15 protein-coding genes and 1 other RNA gene are annotated in these 15,970 nt (G+C 73.4%); 4 read left to right on the top strand and 12 right to left on the bottom strand.

Annotation, left to right across the window (positions count from 1 at the left end):
- Positions 1-17: 17 nt before the first annotated feature.
- Positions 18-1,355: a type I glutamate--ammonia ligase gene (gene glnA, locus NI26_RS07100; RefSeq protein WP_066654028.1), complete on the bottom strand. Its 1,338-nt coding sequence runs from the start codon at positions 1,353-1,355 to the stop codon at positions 18-20.
- A gap of 36 nt (positions 1,356-1,391) precedes the next feature.
- Positions 1,392-1,571: an SPOR domain-containing protein gene (locus tag NI26_RS07095; protein ID WP_066654026.1), complete on the bottom strand. Its 180-nt coding sequence runs from the start codon at positions 1,569-1,571 to the stop codon at positions 1,392-1,394.
- Between the two features lie 670 nt (positions 1,572-2,241).
- Here NI26_RS07095 and map point away from each other — a divergent pair.
- From map to rnpB, 3 genes are all read left to right on the top strand, one after another.
- Positions 2,242-3,105, top strand: a complete 864-nt coding sequence (map, locus tag NI26_RS07090; RefSeq protein ID WP_066658125.1) for a type I methionyl aminopeptidase — start codon at positions 2,242-2,244, stop codon at positions 3,103-3,105.
- A gap of 28 nt (positions 3,106-3,133) precedes the next feature.
- Entirely contained in the window at positions 3,134-3,883 is a 750-nt protein-coding gene (ppgK, locus tag NI26_RS07085) for a polyphosphate--glucose phosphotransferase (protein ID WP_066654024.1), read from the top strand.
- 247 nt (positions 3,884-4,130) lie between these two features.
- Positions 4,131-4,485: RNase P RNA component class A (gene rnpB / locus NI26_RS07080), an RNA gene on the top strand.
- A 100-nt stretch (positions 4,486-4,585) separates the two neighbouring features.
- Here the strand turns inward: rnpB and NI26_RS07075 are convergent.
- From NI26_RS07075 to NI26_RS07030, 10 genes are all read right to left on the bottom strand, one after another.
- A complete protein-coding gene (locus NI26_RS07075; protein ID WP_066654022.1) occupies positions 4,586-5,320 on the bottom strand; it encodes a zinc ribbon domain-containing protein in 735 nt (244 codons plus the stop codon).
- Positions 5,317-6,222, bottom strand: a complete 906-nt coding sequence (locus tag NI26_RS07070) for a Nif3-like dinuclear metal center hexameric protein (protein ID WP_066654021.1) — start codon at positions 6,220-6,222, stop codon at positions 5,317-5,319. Before NI26_RS07070 ends, NI26_RS07075 begins: the two co-directional genes overlap by 4 nt.
- Before the next feature lie 39 nt (positions 6,223-6,261).
- Positions 6,262-7,392, bottom strand: a complete 1,131-nt coding sequence (locus NI26_RS07065; RefSeq protein WP_066654019.1) for a hypothetical protein — start codon at positions 7,390-7,392, stop codon at positions 6,262-6,264.
- Between the two features lie 106 nt (positions 7,393-7,498).
- A complete protein-coding gene (locus NI26_RS07060) occupies positions 7,499-8,083 on the bottom strand; it encodes an RBBP9/YdeN family alpha/beta hydrolase (protein WP_066654017.1) in 585 nt (194 codons plus the stop codon).
- 98 nt (positions 8,084-8,181) lie between these two features.
- Positions 8,182-9,147, bottom strand: a complete 966-nt coding sequence (locus NI26_RS07055; protein ID WP_066654015.1) for a helix-turn-helix transcriptional regulator — start codon at positions 9,145-9,147, stop codon at positions 8,182-8,184.
- A gap of 128 nt (positions 9,148-9,275) precedes the next feature.
- Positions 9,276-9,689, bottom strand: coding sequence for an ATP-binding protein (locus tag NI26_RS07050; RefSeq protein WP_066654013.1), 414 nt, complete (start codon positions 9,687-9,689; stop codon positions 9,276-9,278).
- Complete coding sequence (locus tag NI26_RS07045; RefSeq protein WP_066654011.1) at positions 9,686-10,024, bottom strand: STAS domain-containing protein; 339 nt, start codon at positions 10,022-10,024, stop codon at positions 9,686-9,688. The genes NI26_RS07050 and NI26_RS07045 overlap by 4 nt, the downstream gene beginning before the upstream one ends.
- Before the next feature lie 57 nt (positions 10,025-10,081).
- On the bottom strand, positions 10,082-11,296 hold the full coding sequence (locus tag NI26_RS07040) for a multidrug effflux MFS transporter (RefSeq protein ID WP_235426574.1): 1,215 nt from the start codon (positions 11,294-11,296) through the stop codon (positions 10,082-10,084).
- A 128-nt stretch (positions 11,297-11,424) separates the two neighbouring features.
- Positions 11,425-14,076 carry a phosphoenolpyruvate carboxylase gene (locus NI26_RS07035; protein ID WP_066654008.1) on the bottom strand — a complete coding sequence of 884 codons (2,652 nt, stop codon included), beginning with the start codon at positions 14,074-14,076 and terminating at the stop codon, positions 11,425-11,427.
- A gap of 245 nt (positions 14,077-14,321) precedes the next feature.
- On the bottom strand, positions 14,322-14,999 hold the full coding sequence (locus NI26_RS07030) for a biliverdin-producing heme oxygenase (RefSeq protein WP_066654006.1): 678 nt from the start codon (positions 14,997-14,999) through the stop codon (positions 14,322-14,324).
- A gap of 57 nt (positions 15,000-15,056) precedes the next feature.
- Here NI26_RS07030 and NI26_RS07025 point away from each other — a divergent pair, with 57 nt between their 5' ends.
- Positions 15,057-15,968, top strand: coding sequence for a siderophore-interacting protein (locus NI26_RS07025; protein ID WP_066654004.1), 912 nt, complete (start codon positions 15,057-15,059; stop codon positions 15,966-15,968).
- Positions 15,969-15,970 lie beyond the last annotated feature (2 nt).

The following is a 15,970-nucleotide window of genomic DNA, read 5'->3' as shown; positions in this document are numbered from 1 at the left end:
GGCGCACCGGGCGGCTGCTAGAGCGCGCCGAGGTTCGTGCGGAGCTCGAACGGCGTGACCTGGTCGCGGTAGGCCTTCCACTCCTGCCGCTTGTTGAGCAGCACGAAGTTGAAGACCTGCTCGCCCAGGGTCTCGGCGACGAGCTCCGAGTCCTCCATCAGACCGAGCGCGTGGTCGAGGCTGGCCGGGAGCTGCTTGTAGCCGAGGGCCTTGCGCTCGGCGTCGGACAGGCTCCAGACGTTGTCCTCGGCCTCCGGCGGGAGCTCGTAGCCCTCGTCGATGCCCTTGAGGCCCGCCGCGAGGAGCAGCGAGTACGCCAGGTACGGGTTCGCGGCGGAGTCGATGCCGCGGTACTCGACGCGGGCAGACTGGCCCTTGTTCGGCTTGTACAGCGGCACGCGGACCAGGGCCGAACGGTTGTTGTGGCCCCAGGTCACGAAGGACGGGGCCTCGTCACCGCCCCACAGGCGCTTGTACGAGTTGACGAACTGGTTCGTCACGGCGGTGATCTCCGGCGCGTGCCGCAGCACACCGGCGATGAAGTGCTTCGCGGTCTGCGACAGCTGGTACTCGCCGCCGGCCTCGTAGAAGGCGTTCTGGTCGCCCTCGAAGAGCGAGACGTGCGTGTGCATGCCCGAGCCGGGCTGCCCCGACAGCGGCTTCGGCATGAAGGTCGCGTAGACGCCCTGCTCGATCGCGACCTCCTTCACCACCGTGCGGAAGGTCATGATGTTGTCCGCCATCGTCAGCGCGTCGGCGTAGCGGAGGTCGATCTCGTTCTGCCCGGGGCCGGCCTCGTGGTGGGAGAACTCCACCGAGATGCCGAGGTCCTCGAGCATGCGCACCGAGCGGCGGCGGAAGTCGTGGGCGCTGCCGCCGGGGACGTTGTCGAAGTAGCCGGCCTGGTCGACGGGCTGCGGGCCGCCGTCCGCCCAGTCGCGGCTCTTCAGCAGGTAGAACTCGATCTCGGGGTGCGTGTAGAAGGTGAACCCACGGTCACTCGCCTTCGCCAGCGTCCGCTTCAGCACGTTGCGAGGGTCGGCGACGGCGGGCTGGCCGTCGGGCGTCGTGATGTCGCAGAACATCCGCGCCGTCGGGTCGACCTCGCCCCGCCAGGGCAGGATCTGGAACGTCGAGGGGTCCGGGTGCGCCAGGACGTCGGCCTCGTAGGAGCGCGTGAGGCCCTCGATCGCGGAGCCGTCGAACCCGATGCCCTCCGCGAAGGCCCCCTCGACCTCGGCCGGGGCGATCGCGACGGACTTCAGCGTGCCGATGACGTCGGTGAACCAGAGTCGGATGAACTTGATGCCCCGCTCCTCGATGGTGCGGAGCACGAAGTCCGTCTGCTTGTCCATGGACGCCCTTTCCGTGGTGCTGCTGGGGCTCCCAGCCTATTGGTCCGCGTCGTCCCAGCGCTCGTTGTTCGCCTTGATGCGGTCCAGGGCGTGTTGCGCGTCCTCGCGGGTGTCGAACGGGCCGATGCGGTCGCGCTGCGGCGACTGCGGGCCCTGCTCCACCTCGTGCGTCTTCTCGTTGAACCACCACTGGGACTCGATGCGTTCGTCGCTCATGGCGCCACCGTACCCACGGCGGTCGGGCGGTGCCCGCGCGCGACGGGTGCGGGGTCGGACCGCGCTCGCGCGCGGCGCGCGGCGGGTGCGCAGCCGAGTCTCGGGCTGCGCGACAGTCTTCGCGCACCGGGGCGCGCGATCGGTCGCTCAGCTCGAGACTCGCGGGGTCGCGGACCGGGAACGGTCGCGGGGAACGGCCGGGCGGTGGGGGTGACCGGCCTGGAGGCGCGGTGCCGGTCCGGCGGGCGGGCACCGCGCCTCCAGGCCGTCGCGGCGGGCGCGGGGCGCTGGGCGGGCGGTCCTGAGGGCGGGTTCGAGCCGGGGCGTCGCCGGTGCCCCGCGCGGCGCCGCGAGACGCCGGCTTCACCGCCGGACGCCCTCGACACCGCGAGACGCCGGCGTCACCGCCGGACGCCCTCGGCACCGCGAGACGCCGCCGGATCTCGCGGCGTCTCGGCACGGACGGGGCGTCTCGCACCGACGCCGGTGTCTCGCGCACGTGTCGGTCGGCGCGGCGTCTCGGCATCGGCGAGGCGTCTCGCACCGACGCCGGCGTCTCCCGCACGTGCCGCGCCTCGCGCACGTGCGGGGCGTCTCGCGCGGCCGCCGTCGTCTCGGCGCCGGCGTGCGGCGGGACGGCGGCCTGCCGCACCCGGTTAGAGTGGTCGGCATGCCCCGGGACGAACACGGACACCTGACCGCCGGCCGGATCTCCCCCCAGCGCCCCGTGCCGAAGGACATCGAGCGTCCCGAGTACGTCGGGCGCGTCGAGCCCCACGAGCACGGACTCGGTGACACGTACACGCCGGACGAGGTCGAGCTGATCCGGGCCGCGGGACGCATCGCCTCGCAGGCCATCGACGCCGTCGGGGACGCCATCCGCCCCGGGGTCACCACCGACGAGCTCGACCGCATCGGCCACGAGTTCGTCGTGTCCCACGGGGCCTACCCCTCCACGCTCGGCTACCGCGGGTACCCCAAGTCGCTCTGCTCGAGCCTGAACGAGGTCATCTGCCACGGCATCCCGGACGACACCGTGCTGCAGGAGGGTGACCTGGTCAACATCGACATCACCGCCTACAAGGACGGCATGCACGGCGACACGAACCGCACGTTCGTCGTCGGGCAGGCGTCGCAGGAGGTGCAGGACCTGGTCGATCGCACCCGCACCGCGCTCGAGCGCGGGATCAAGGCCGTGGCCCCCGGACGGCAGGTCAACGTCATCGGACGAGCGATCGAGGCCTACGCGAAGCGCTTCGGCTACGGCGTCGTCCGTGACTACACCGGTCACGGCGTCGGTCGGGCCTTCCACTCCGGGCTGATCATCCCCCACTACGACGCGCCGCGCTTCGACGACGTCATGGAGCCGGGCATGGTGTTCACCATCGAGCCCATGCTCACCCTCGGCGGCATCGAGGCCGACATCTGGTCGGACGACTGGACCGTCAGCACCCGCGACAAGTCCTGGACCGCACAGTTCGAACACACCCTCGTCGTCACCGAGCGCGGCGCGGAACTCCTCACCGTCTCCTGACGGACACTCTCGAAAGGCACCGCTTCTCATGACCTCCCTCGCAGTCGGCGTCGACATCGGCGGTACGGGCATCAAGGGCGCGATCGTCGACGTCGCCACCGGCGAGCTCACGACCGACCGGATCAAGAAGGCCACCCCCGAGGGCGGCAAGCCGCACGACATCGTCGCGGTCGCGAAGTCGATCCTCGACGAGCTCGCTCCGGCGGCGGACGTGCCCGTCGGGGTCTGCTTCCCCGCGATCGTCCGTGACGGCAAGACCATGTCGGCTGCGAACGTGTCGAAGAAGTGGATCGGCTTCGAGGCCGAGGCGCTCTTCGAGAAGGAGCTCGGTCGTTCCATCCACTTCGTCAACGACGCCGACGCCGCCGGGTTCGCCGAGCAGCAGTTCGGCGCGGCGAAGGGCAAGGACGGGCTCGTGGTCGTCACGACCCTGGGGACCGGGATCGGCACGGCGCTGATCAACGACGGCGTGCTCATCGTCAACTCCGAGCTCGGCCACCTGGAGATCGACGGGCACGACGCCGAGACGAAGGCCTCGTTCGCGGCCAAGGAGCGGGACGAGCTGTCCTGGAAGCACTGGGCGAAGCGCCTGCAGAAGTACTACTCGACGCTCGAGGCCCTGCTCTCCCCCGAGCTCTTCGTGGTCGGCGGCGGTGTGTCGAAGCACCACGAGGAGTTCCTGCCGCTGCTCGACCTGCAGGCGGACATCATCCCCGCGACCCTCCGGAACAACGCCGGCATCATCGGGGCAGCGACCCTGGCGGCGCGCAGCAAGTAGGCGGCGCTGCCGACAGCGCTGCTCCTGCCCGTCCGCCGGCGGCCGGCTCCGGCTGTCCGGCGAGCGGGCAGGACATGCCGCGCGTGCTCCGACGAACGGGTGCGATCGGTCGGGTGTCAGCGTCGAGCGTGACAGATCTGGCCCGCTCGGCGAACGACGGCGGGGCACGAGGAGGCCGGACGCCGGAACCGTCGGCAGCAGGCGGGCGCGGGACGGGGGTCGGCAGCGGTAGACTCGGGGGTGCGAACGGGTCGGTGAGACGGTCGCGTCACTCCCCCGGGAGTGCCGAGGAACGTCCGGGCTCCACAGAGCAGGGCGGTGGGTAACACCCACCCGGAGCAATCCGCGAGACAGTGCCACAGAAAGCAGACCGCCGGCGGCGACGTCGGTAAGGGTGAAACGGTGGTGTAAGAGACCACCAGGGGTCCGGGTGACCGGATCCGCTCGGTAAACCTCGCCCGGAGCAAGGTCAGACAGAGGACGACGAGGCTGCTCGCTGAGTCCTCGGGTGGACCGCTGGAGGCCGGCGGCAACGTCGGTCCGAGAGAGATGGCCGTCACCGCGAGAGCGGGACAGAACCCGGCGTACGGCCGGCCCGTTCGCACACACGACACCACGAGCGCGCCCCGCGCGTCCCCACCGACGACGGACGGGAGGCTCGTGGCGGTGTCGCCACGAGCCTCCCGTCCGGTGGTCCCGCGTCTACAGGCCGGACTCGGCCGTGCGCACCAGGATCGCGTCGCTGTCGGGGCAGAGCACGACGTCGTCGGGCGCGGCCCGACGGATGTCCTGCAGGTCCGAGTTCGTGAGGGTCACGCCCGAGGCGGTCGAGACCCCGCCCTGCAGCAGCGACGCACCGAAGCCGTAGCGGGCACGCTGCCGGTCGTACAGCGCCAGCAGGTCCGCGGGCACCTTCGTGGCGACGGCCGCACGGCTCTGGACCGCCGACTCGCGGTCGGCCTCGGCACGGGCGATCTCGGAGTCACGTTCGGCGACCAGGGTGGCACGGTCCGCCTCGACCCCGGCGAGCTTCGCCTCGATGTCCCCGACGCGAGCGCGGTGCACGTCGAGCTGCTCCATCACCTCGAGCTCGGCGGTCTCCAGGTCGCCGATGCGGCGACGGAGGGATTCCATCTCGCTCTCGAGCCCGGCGGCGTCCTTCGCGCTGGAGACGTTCTGCAGCATCGTCGTGTCGCGCTCGATGCGGGCCTGCGCCGTCGCGGTGTCCGACTCGAGGCGTGTGCGTTCCCGTTCGGCGTCCTCGACCTGGCCGGTCGCGGCGGCGAGTTCGGCGCGCAACGAGGCGGCGGTCGTGCCGAGCTCCGTGAGACGGTCGCCCTTCTGCAGGGCGGTGATGCGGTGCGACAGACGGGTCACGTCGTTGTCGAGGCGCTGGAGGTCGAGGAGGACGACCTGGTCCTCGGGTGCTGCCTTCACGGTCGGTCTCCTTCGGGGGCGGGGGTGGGAGCGGCGGTGCCGGTCGAGCCGGAGCCGTCCGCAGCGGTCGGTCCGGGTGTCGGCTCGGCCGCGGGCAGGACGGCGAAGTCCCAGGGGTCGGTGCGCAGGTCGCTGACGGTCACGCGGACGCCGGCGAGTCGTCGGAGCTGCTCGGCGGCGACGTCGAGCCAGAGCCACTCGGTCGCCCAGTGCGAGGTGTCCACCAGCGCCGGGCCGTCGACGAGCAGGGCCTGCTCGCGGAACTCCGAGGCGGGGTGGTGCCGGAGGTCGCTCGTGACGTAGACGTCGGCGGTGCGGACCGCGGCGTTGCCGAGGTAGGCGTCGCCGGCCCCGGCGCACAGCGCGACCGTGCGGACGGGCCGGTCGAAGTCGCCCGAGACCCGGACCCCGGTCGCCGTCGGCGGCAGGAGGTCGACGAGCTGCCGGGTGAGCGCGCCCAGGGTGGTCCCGTGCGGCAGGACCCCGACACGACCGATGCCGGTGCCGGGATCGGCGCCCGGCTCGAGCGGCCGCTGCTCGGAGAGGCCCAGCCGGTCCGCGAGCACGGCCGAGGTACCGGTCGTCACGACGTCGGCGTTCGTGTGCGCGGCCAGCAGGGCGGTCCCGCCCCGCACGAGTGTCGCGAGGACCCGTCCCTTGGCGGTCGTCTCGTCGATCGTGGTGACGCCGCGGAGCAGGAGCGGGTGGTGGGTGAGGAGCAGGTCGGCACCCACGGCGACCGCCTCGTCTGCCGTGGCCGGCACGGCGTCGACGGCGAGGTGGACGTGCTCGACCGGCTGGTCCGGGTGCCCGGAGACGAGCCCCACGGCATCCCAGGACTCGGCGCCGGCGGAGGGCCACAGGTCCTCGATCACGGCCTGGAGTTCGCGGAGCGTCGGCATCCCGTCAGTCTACCGAGCCGCAGGCGGGGTCCGGGTCGCTCAGCGGCGGCCGAACAGGGACCGCAGACGTGCCACGAGGCGAGCCCACCAGCCGGGTCCGGTGCTGTCCGTCGCCGGCGCGTGCTCGTCGTCGTGGCTCGCCGTGGTCTCGCTCGCGGGCAGGGCCACCGCCTCGGGCAGCACGACCGGCGTGCTCGCCGTCGCACCGGTGTGCGCGGTCAGCGCGGCCGCGAAGGCAGCCCGGTCGATGACGGTGGGCCCGGTGGCCGGCTGGACGAGCGGAGCGGGCCGGGTCGCGGCCGACAGGGGCGAGCCGACCGGGAGGCCCAGCACCGGCCGGACCGGCAGCTCGCGGCCCGGGGTGGTCGCCGCAGCGTCGACGGCACCCGAGCCCGTGGTCGCGAGGACCCCGGTCGTGGTCGGTGCGGTCGTGGCCCGCTGGACGGGTCGCGTCGGGGTCGCGACGTCGGTCCGGGGTGCGGCGGCGCGCGGGGCGGCTGCTGCACGCACCGGCGTCGGCACCGGTGCTGTGGCGGCGCGTCGGGCGGCGGCACGATCACGGCGCGCGACCTCGTCCGCTGCGTCGGCGAGCAGGTCCGCGAAGACGGCGCGGGCGAACGCGCGCGCGGCGTCGACCTCGGCGTCGTCGAGGTGGGCGACGGTGGCCTCCCAGGCGGCGAGGCGCGCGAGGTCCTCGTCGCGGCGGCGGACCTCGTCCTCGAGCAGCACGATGCGGTCGATCGTGGTGCGGCCGCTCGTGGCGGAGACCTCGACCGCCAGGTCCTCGATGCGCAGGGCGATCCGGGCGGGCGGCTCGGGGAACGACGGGGCGCAGGCCGCCACGTGTCGTGCACGGTCACGACGACGGAAGGCGGTGGGCTCCGAGTGCTCGGCGGCGGGCGCGGCAGCGGCGGGTACGAGCGCGGGTGCGGGTGCGTCCGACGCCGACCCGGGCTCGGGCTCGGCAGCAGCCGTACCAGGGCCGACGGGCACGGCGGGCTCGGCGACGGCGTCCGTGGTCACCGGGCGCTGCACCGGACCCGTGACCGGCGGCACCACGAGGTCCGCCAGGTACGGCGTACGGGTGGCCGGGACGTCTCGGAGCCACTCCTCGAGCTCACGACCGAACGGGTCGACGAGGGGGGTGCGCGCACCGGGCTGGGTCTCCATGTGACGCAGGATAGATATCACGCGCGCCGGATGCGGGGAGATCCGCGGTGTGTCGCGCATCCCGCACTCTCGGACGTGACGTACCGGGTCGGAGATGAGCGGCGTGTCAGGGCCTCGGGAGCGACTCCGCGAAGTCGTCGAGCAGGCGCCGACCCTCGTCCCAGGCACCGACACCGCTCGCGACGTTCACGTGCTGCCGGTCCCCCACCCGGACCACCCGGGACCCGAGCGTGCCGGCGAACGCGACGGCTCGGTCGACGGAGCAGTACGGGTCGTCGTCGCTGACCACGAGCACGGTCGGTACCGCGACGGGTCGGCGCGGAGCACGGAAGCCGGCGGCCTCGGCGGGGAACACCGACGCCTCGGGGTCCGGGGCCGCCACCAGGAACGCGCCGACGACCCGCTCGTGAGCGCCGTCGACGACGTGCTCTGACAACCAGTCGGCCACCGCCAGGACGCCCAGGCTGTGCGCGACGAGCACCGGCGGCCGGGAGCAGGCGTCGACGGCCTCGGTGATCGCCCGGCTCCAGTCGCCGGGCTCCGGGTCCGACCAGGACCTCGGTGCGATGCGCACCGCGCCGTCGGCGCGCTCGTCCTCCCAGCGGGACTGCCAGTGCTCGGGGTCCGACCCCCAGATGCCCGGGACGACGACCCAGGGGTGCCGGTCCGCCGGGCGCAGCTGCTCCTCCATCCGGGCAGCGTAGCGGGCATCCGGGCAGCGGAGCGGGCATCCGGGCAGCGGAGCGTGCATCCGGGCAGCGGAGCGGGCAGCCCTGGCGGCGACGGCCGTCAGCTGTGCAGGGTGTCGCGCGGGTACTCGCCGAACCGCGCCGAGTAGGCAGCCGAGAACCGACCGAGGTGCGCGAAGCCCCACCGGACCGCGACCGCGGCGACCGTGAGCTCCCCCGGGGTTCCCCGGTGGAGCTCCTCGCGGACACGGTCCATCCGGATGCCACGGAGCATGGCGTTCGGGGCGGTCCCGACCTGCCGCTGGAACGCCTGCTGCAGCCCGCGGACGCTGAGTCCGACGTGTTCGGCCACGTCGGTGGTCGTGATCGGGGTGTGCGCGTAGGCGTGCATGTACTCGACCGCTTCGCGGACCCGGCTCGTCGCACCCTGCGGCATCGGGACCTCGGGCGCGATCTGCTCGTGCGGGAAGGTCCGCAGCATCGCGAGGGCGGTCTCGCGTGCGGTCTCGGCCATGACGAGCGGTGAGGGAGCCGCGGGGCCGAGGACGACCTGCGCGGCCCGTCGGACCTGTGCGTTCCACACCCGCAGGTCCTCGGCGTGCGGTCTCGCGGTGTGGTCGAAGACGATCGCGCCCGCCTGCCCGCCGTGCTCCTCCGCCGCGATGCCCTCGAGGAACCTCCGGTCGAAGTGCACGAGGTTCTGCCGGACGTCCTCGACCTCGAAGACGAAGGGCCGACCTGCCGGGAACACGAGCGCGTGCCCGGGAGCGAAGGACGCCTCGTCCCGACCGACGTCGACCGTGCCTCCGCCGTCGGTCGTCCACATGACGGCGTAGTCGTCGCCGGAGGACGCCTCACCCGTCGCGTGCGCGTCGAAGTGGGTCGACCGGAACGACATCGACGCGTCACCGACCGCCTTGAAGCGGTACCCGAACGACCGCGCGGTGTGGCGCGCAGCGAAGTGCGCGCCGTCGTACGCGTCCGAGAAGAGCTGGAGCGCCGCGCCGAGGTCGGTCCCCACGGCTTCGTAGCGCATCCGGGTGTCAGCGCGCGTCTCGGTCGTCACCGGACCGAGCGTGGCACGACATCGCCGGTCCCGCATGCGCACCGTCCCGGGGTGCGCGGACCGGCTCCTCCCGTGCGGGAAACGGATGATGCGCGGGCCGGACGCGGAGACCGGTCAGCGGCGGCCGGTCAGCGGCGGCCGCGCCGGACGACCCATCGGTTCCGGTCGTCGACCCGCTCGTAGCGCAGGTCGTCGACGACCATCTGCACGAGCGCGAGCCCGCGGCCGCCCTCGGCCAGCGCGTCCGGCAGGTGCGCCGCCGACGGGTCGACCAGGACCGGCACACCGTCGTCGGACAGCGATACCGTGACCTCGTCCGGGCCGACGTCCATCCGGAGCGAGCAGGACACCGGACGACCGCCGGCTCCGTGCTCGATGACGTTCGAGGCGAGCTCGACGAGGGCGAGTTCGAGCGCCATGCGGTCCTCGAGGGACAGCTCGGGCTCGTGTGCCCACACCGAGGACAGGAACGTGTGCACCGCCGTGACGTCGTCGGGCGGGCAGGCGAGGTCGAGGACGTGCTCGCCGGTGGCCACGGTCATGCCCAGTTCGTCACCGCGGCGTCCCCGTCCGGGTACGTCCGCAGGATCTTGTCGATGTTGGAGAGCTTGAGCACCATCTGCACCTGCTCGGAGGGGGCGGCGAGCCGCAGGTCTCCCCCGGCCTGGCGCGCGGTCTTCAGGCAGCCGACCAGGGCGCCCAGTCCGGACGAGTCCATGAACTCGACGCCGGAGAGCTCGACGACCAGACGCGAGCGCCCGCCCTCGACGACCTTCGCCACGGTCTCGCGGAAGGCTCCCGCGCTCACCATGTTGAGTCGTCCGCTGCACTCGAGCACGGCGGTGTCGTCTGTCGCCTCGTGTACGACGATGTCCATGCAGGGGCCTCCTCGGTTCGGTGCGGGTGCACCCTGCAACCTACCGGGTCTGAGCCGTCAGGCGGTACGGCCTCGCCGCGTCGCGAGGACCTGGACGACGACGGCGGCCGCCATGAGCGTCACCATCACGGCGCCCATCGCGGTCGCGGTCCCGCCGAGCGCACCCGCGAGCGGCGTCCCGAGCCCGCCGAGTCCGAAGGTGAGACCGCCCTGCAGTGCGGCCGCGGTCCCCGGGTGGGCAGCGCCGACGTGCTGCGTCCGGGTCATGGCCACGGGCAGCACGAACCCCCAGGCCCCGGTGACCACCGCGAGCCCGCACCAGACCGGCACGGGTCCCGCTCCGGCGAGGGCAGCGACCAGGACGACCGCGCTGCCGAGGGTCCCCGTGGCGAGCCCCGCGGTCAGCAGGGAGTCCTCGGAGAACCGGCCGACGACGCGGCGGAACACGAGCGTCGTGACGACCATCACCGAGGCGTTCGTCGCGAACACGAGCGTGTAACGCTGCTCCGAGAAGCCGTACTGCTGCTGGAACACGAACGAGCTCGTCGCGATGTAGGCGAAGAAGCCGATCGTCGAGAGCACCCCGGTCAGGACGTAGGCCCGGAAGCGCCCGATCGCGAGCAGGTCCCGGATGCGACGCCCGTTCGCCCGGAAGCCGGTCCCGCCCCGGGCGGCCGGCGGGAGGGTCTCACCGAAGCGCAGGACGACCGTGACGGCGAACGCCGCCCCGAGCACGGCGAGGACGACGAACATCAGGCGCCAGGACCCGACGGTGAGCACGGCGCCGCCGGCCAGCGGTGCGACGACCGGCCCGACGGCGTTGATCGCGGCCAGGGTGCCGAACACCGTCGCCGCCCGTGGCCCCGAGGTCGTGTCGGAGACCATCGCACGACCGGCGACGGCTCCGGCCGCACCGGCGAGTCCCTGCAGCACGCGGGCGGCCACCAGGGTGCCCGCGTCCGGTGCGAGCGCACAGCCGACGGACGCCAGCGCGAAGCCGACGGTCCCGACGAGGAGCAGCGGTCGCCGTCCGGTGCCGTCGCTCACGGGCCCGGCGAGGAGCTGGCCGACCGCGAACGCGACGAGGAAGGCCGTGAGCGACAGCTGCACGACCCCGGGTGTGGTGTCGAGGTCGCGGGCGATCGTCGGGAGCGCCGGGATGTACATGTCGGTGGCGAAGGGCGAGACGCCGACGATCAGTGCCAGTGGGACGATCGGCGGCAGCCGGGTCGTCGCGGTCGTCGGTCCGGTCCCCGCGCGCTCCGTCGTCACCGACGCCACGCTACGCCTGCGCGGACCGATCCGCGACGGCCGTCGGGCACCACGCAGACCCGTGACGGACGGGAGGCGCGGTGCCCGCCGGCACCGCGCCTCCCGTCCGTGACGTGGTCGTTGGCGGATCAGCCCGTGTTCTGCAGACCGGCCGCGACCCCGTTGACGGTGAGCAGGAGCAGGCGGTGGTCGCCGTCCGTCGGGTCGGTGCTGCCGGAGGTCCGGATCGCCCGCAGGGCGCGCAGCTGCAGGTGGGACAGCGCGTCGACGTACGGGCTGCGCAGCCGCACGGCACGCGCGAGCACCGGACGGTCCTCGAGCACGTCGCTCCCGCCGGACACCCGCAGCACCCAGTCGCGGGTGCGGAGCATCTCGTCGAGCACCTTGGCGGCCAGGTCGTCGCGGTCGGCGAGCTCGAGGTAGCGGCGGGCGATCTGCTCGTCGGTCTTCGCGAGCGACATCTCGACGTTCTTGATCATCGCGCCGAACAGCGGCCACTCCGCGTACGCGGCGCGCAGGGCATCGACGTCGCCGACGGCCTCGAGCGCGGAGCCGAGGCCGTACCACCCGGCGAGGTTGATGCGTGCCTGCGTCCACGAGAACACCCACGGGATCGCTCGGAGGTCCTCGAGCGACTCCACGCTCAGGCCGCGTCGGGCCGGGCGGGAGCCGAGCGGCAGGAGCCCGATCTCCTCCATCGGGGTGACGCGGGCGAACCACGGCGCGAAGCCGTCCGCCTTGACCAGGTCGTAGAACGCGCGGCGCGAGACGTCGTCGAGCTGCTGCGCGAGGTCGGCGAAGCGGGTCGCCGCGACGGCCGTGCGCTCCTCGTTCGACGGCGACGACGCGAACAGCGTCGCCGAGGCCATCTGCTCGAGGTGCCGTGCCGCGATGTCCTGGTCGCCGTACTGGGCGAAGATGACCTCGCCCTGCTCGGTGAGCTTGAGTCGCCCGTCGATCGACCCCGGCGGCTGTGCGAGGACCGCCTCGTTCGCCGGGCCACCACCGCGGCCGAGCGATCCGCCGCGGCCGTGGAACAGCGTCAGCTCGACGTCCTGCTCGCGCGCCCAGTCGGCGATCCGTGCCTGTGCGTCGTAGAGCGCCAGGTTCGCCGAGACCGGGCCGACGTCCTTCGACGAGTCGGAGTAGCCGAGCATGACCTCGAGCCGACGCCCGGTCGCCGCGAGCCGCCGCTGGAAGGGCTCGGTGCGCACGGCCTCGTCGAGGATGTCGACGCTCGCGTGCAGGTCGGCGAAGGTCTCGAACAGCGGGATGACGTCGAGCACCGGGGCAGCGTCACCGCAGGCGGCACGGGCGAGCTCGTGCACGTTCGCCAGGTCGGCGGCCGACTGCGTGAAGGAGACGATGTAGCGGTGCGCGGCACGGACGCCGTAGCGCTGCTGCAGGTCCGCGACGGTGCGGAACACCGCGAGGACCTCCTCCGTGGTCTCGCTCAGCTCGCCGCCGGCCCGGATCTCCGCCAGGGCGTTCCGGTGCACCTGCGAGTGCTGACGGACCTCGAGCTCGGCGAGGTGGAACCCGAAGGTCTCGACCTGCCAGACGAGGTTCTGCAGGTCGCCGTTCGCGGTCCGGACGGCACCGGCGGCGACGAGCGACGCCTGGATCACCCGGAGGTCGGCGAGCAGTTCCTCGGGGTCGCCGTACGCCAGGCCCTCCTGGCCGCGGCGCGTCGCGCGGATGCGGGCGGCGACGAAGAGCAGTGCGCGACGGTGCGTCTCGTTCGGGGCACGGACGCCGATCCGCTCGGCGATGCCCGGGTCGAGCTGCTCCTGCGCTGCGACGAGGGCCTGCAGTCCGGCGTCCGCGGGGGTCTCGGCGGCGTCGAGCGTCAGTGCCGAGCCGATGCGGGTGGCTGCGCGGGAGAGGCCGAGCAGGATGTGCTCGGCGGCGATGTCGGCGGCCTGCTTGGTGACGCCGGCGGTGACGTGCGGGTTGCCGTCGCGGTCGCCGCCGATCCAGGTGCCGAAGCGCACGAAGGCCGGTGCGGTCGCCGGGACCCGACCGGCGTCGTCGCCGAGCAGCCGGTCGTCGAGCAGGCGGTAGACCTGCGGCACGATCTCGAACAGGGTCTGGTCGAACACGCTCATCGCCGTGCGGACCTCGTCGAGCGGGGTCGGCCGGGTCGTGCGCAGCGGTGAGGTGCGCAGGAGCGTGGTGATCTCCTCGAGCAGCCGCCGCTCGTTCTCGGCGCGGGCGGTGGCGTTGCGGGAGCGGTCGCGCTCGTCGATGAGGTCGGTGATGCGCCGGACGGCCGTGGTGACCGCGCGACGGCGGGCCTCGGTCGGGTGGGCGGTGAGCACCGGGTGGAACCGCAGGTCGGCCAGGCGCGCGGCGGCCTCGTCGGCGCCGACCTGCTCGACGAGCGAGGCGTACGTCGCGGGGAACGAGTCGCCGGGCAGGCCGCCGTCGTCGCCCCGGGCACGGAGGACGCGCACGCGGTGGTGCTCCTCGGCCAGGTTCGTCAGGTGGAAGTACGTCGTGAACGCCTGGGCGACGGCCTCGGCCCGCTCGGCGGACATGCCGGCCACGATCGCCTCGGCACGGGCGGCGCCCTCGGCGTCGGAGCCCTCGTAGGCGTCGATGACGGCGGCGCGCAGGCTCTCGACGTCGTGCAGCAGCTCGTCACCCCCGGTCTCCCGCAGCACCCGCCCGAGCAGGTTGCCGAGGTACCGGACGTCCGCGCGCAGGTCGCTGTCGACCGCGCCGCTGACGTCGTCCCGTGCGCGCCCGTGGCGCGTCGATCCGTCGATCGCCGTCATGGGTTCCTCTCACGTTGCGCCGGGACCGCGTCCCGGGTCCCCAGCACTGTACCGGCGGACGCGGGCACGTGACGACGACCGTCCGGACGGACCGCGGACCGCCCAGGGCACGACCGGCCAGCGCGCCGACGGACGCGGCGGCGGGCGCAGCGGCGGTCGCGGTGGCGGTCGCGGCGGCGGTCGCGGCGGCGGTCGATCTGCCCCGTCGTCACCGGATCCCGCTCAGGCGGGGAGCACCGGCACGGTCAGGCGGGGAGCAGCGGCACGGTCCGGCCGTCGCCCGCCGTCGGGCGACGCACCGAGGCCACGAGCGCCCGGTCGAGGCCCGCGGCCAGCTCCACCTCGGCCAGCACGGCCTCGCGCTCGGCGTCCGACCACGGGGCCGCGTCGAGCTGGGCCCGGTAGGTGTCCTCGAAGGCGGCGGGGTCGGCCACCTGGTCGAAGATCGTGAAGAGCACGCCGTTCGTGTCGAACCCGAACCGGTCCTCGAGCATCCGGGCCAGGGTGGGGCCGCCCGTCAGGTCCCCGAGGTACCGCGTGTAGTGGTGCGCGACGAACGCCCCGGGCGAGGTCGCCGCGACGGCGCACAGGCGACGGACGTACGCGGTGGTCGCCGCGGTCGGACAGCAGAGCTCGGACCAGTCCGGACCGACGAGGTACTCGAGGTCGGCGCGGATCGCGGGCATCCGGGTGAGCTGCGTCGTGACGAACGGTGCGGCGACCGGGTGGTCCGCCATCCGCTCGGCGGCACGCTCGAGGGCGTCGTACACGACGGCGTACTGGCCGAGCAGGTCGGCGTAGTCGGCGACGTCGCACTCCCCCGCGAGCAGGTCGTGGGCACCGCCGGTCCACACGGCCGGGTCCGCAGCGGTGCGGGAGCGCCGGCGCAGGAGCTCGGAGAACGGCGTCACGGTCGGACTCATGAGGTGAGGCTAACCTCAGTAGCTGGCAAGGTCGAGCACCGGAAGAGGAATCCCAGGATGAGTCCCAAGCGCACCCAGCACGTCTTCGTCGTCGACCGCACGGAGCACCTGTCCCCGCACATGGTGCGCGTCCACCTCGGTGGTCCGGCCTTCCGGGACTTCGTCGACGGGGCCGACCCGGACCGCCTCGCCGCCACGGACAAGTACGTCAAGCTCCTGCTCGCGCCGCCGTCGAGCGGCCTGACCCCGCCGTACGACCTCGAGGCGCTGCGCGAGACCCTGCCGAAGCACCAGCGGCCGGCGCGCCGCACCTACACGGTCCGGTCCGTCGACCACACCGCAGAGACCATCGCGATCGACTTCGTGCTGCACGACGACCACGGGCACGACGACCACGGGCACGACGACCACGGGCGAGACGACCACCGGCCCGAGGACGGGCCCGGCGACCGGGGCCTCGCCGGCCCGTGGGCCGCCGCCGCACAGCCCGGCGACCTGCTCGCCCTGTCAGGGCCCGGCGGCGGGTACGCGCCGTCGACGGACCCGACCGTCACCCACGTGCTCCTCGGCGACGACAGCGCACTACCCGCGATCGGCGCGGCCCTCGCCGCGATGCTCGACGACGCCCGCGGCGTCGCGCTCGTCGAGGTCGGCGGCGCAGCCGACGAGCAGCCGCTCGAGCACCCGGACGGGGTCGACCTGCGGTGGCTGCACCGCGACGCCACCGGCGCCGAGCCGGGCACGCTGCTGGTGGCCGCCGCTCGGGCGCTGCCCCGTGCCTCCCGACCGGTGCAGGTCTTCGCGCACGGCGAGCGGACCGCGGTGAAGGCGCTCCGCCGCGTGCTGCAGGACGAGTGGGGCCTCGAGAAGGCGGAGATGTCCCTGTCCGCGTACTGGGCGCTCGGACGGGCCGAGGACCGGTTCCAGGAGGAGAAGCGCGAGCCGGTCGGCGTGATCTTCGCGGACTGAGC

This window comes from Curtobacterium sp. MR_MD2014 (genome assembly GCF_000772085.1).
Lineage (GTDB): Bacteria > Actinomycetota > Actinomycetes > Actinomycetales > Microbacteriaceae > Curtobacterium.
The sequence above is the reverse complement of the archived record's forward strand: the minus strand, read 5'-3'. Positions and strand labels throughout refer to the sequence as shown.

Excerpts from the sequence above, each read along its gene's own strand:
- NI26_RS07070 (WP_066654021.1), bottom strand. The coding sequence starts at position 6,222 with ATGCCGACGCTCCGCGAACTCCAGGCCGTGATCGAGGACCTGTGGCCC.
- NI26_RS07035 (WP_066654008.1), bottom strand. The coding sequence starts at position 14,076 with ATGACGGCGATCGACGGATCGACGCGCCACGGGCGCGCACGGGACGAC.
- NI26_RS07050 (WP_066654013.1), bottom strand. The coding sequence starts at position 9,689 with ATGACCGTGGCCACCGGCGAGCACGTCCTCGACCTCGCCTGCCCGCCC.
- ppgK (WP_066654024.1), top strand. The coding sequence starts at position 3,134 with ATGACCTCCCTCGCAGTCGGCGTCGACATCGGCGGTACGGGCATCAAG.
- map (WP_066658125.1), top strand. The coding sequence starts at position 2,242 with ATGCCCCGGGACGAACACGGACACCTGACCGCCGGCCGGATCTCCCCC.
- NI26_RS07030 (WP_066654006.1), bottom strand. The coding sequence starts at position 14,999 with ATGAGTCCGACCGTGACGCCGTTCTCCGAGCTCCTGCGCCGGCGCTCC.
- NI26_RS07095 (WP_066654026.1), bottom strand. The coding sequence starts at position 1,571 with ATGAGCGACGAACGCATCGAGTCCCAGTGGTGGTTCAACGAGAAGACG.
- NI26_RS07025 (WP_066654004.1), top strand. The coding sequence starts at position 15,057 with ATGAGTCCCAAGCGCACCCAGCACGTCTTCGTCGTCGACCGCACGGAG.
- glnA (WP_066654028.1), bottom strand. The coding sequence starts at position 1,355 with ATGGACAAGCAGACGGACTTCGTGCTCCGCACCATCGAGGAGCGGGGC.
- NI26_RS07045 (WP_066654011.1), bottom strand. The coding sequence starts at position 10,024 with ATGGACATCGTCGTACACGAGGCGACAGACGACACCGCCGTGCTCGAG.
- NI26_RS07060 (WP_066654017.1), bottom strand. The coding sequence starts at position 8,083 with ATGGAGGAGCAGCTGCGCCCGGCGGACCGGCACCCCTGGGTCGTCGTC.
- NI26_RS07065 (WP_066654019.1), bottom strand. The coding sequence starts at position 7,392 with ATGGAGACCCAGCCCGGTGCGCGCACCCCCCTCGTCGACCCGTTCGGT.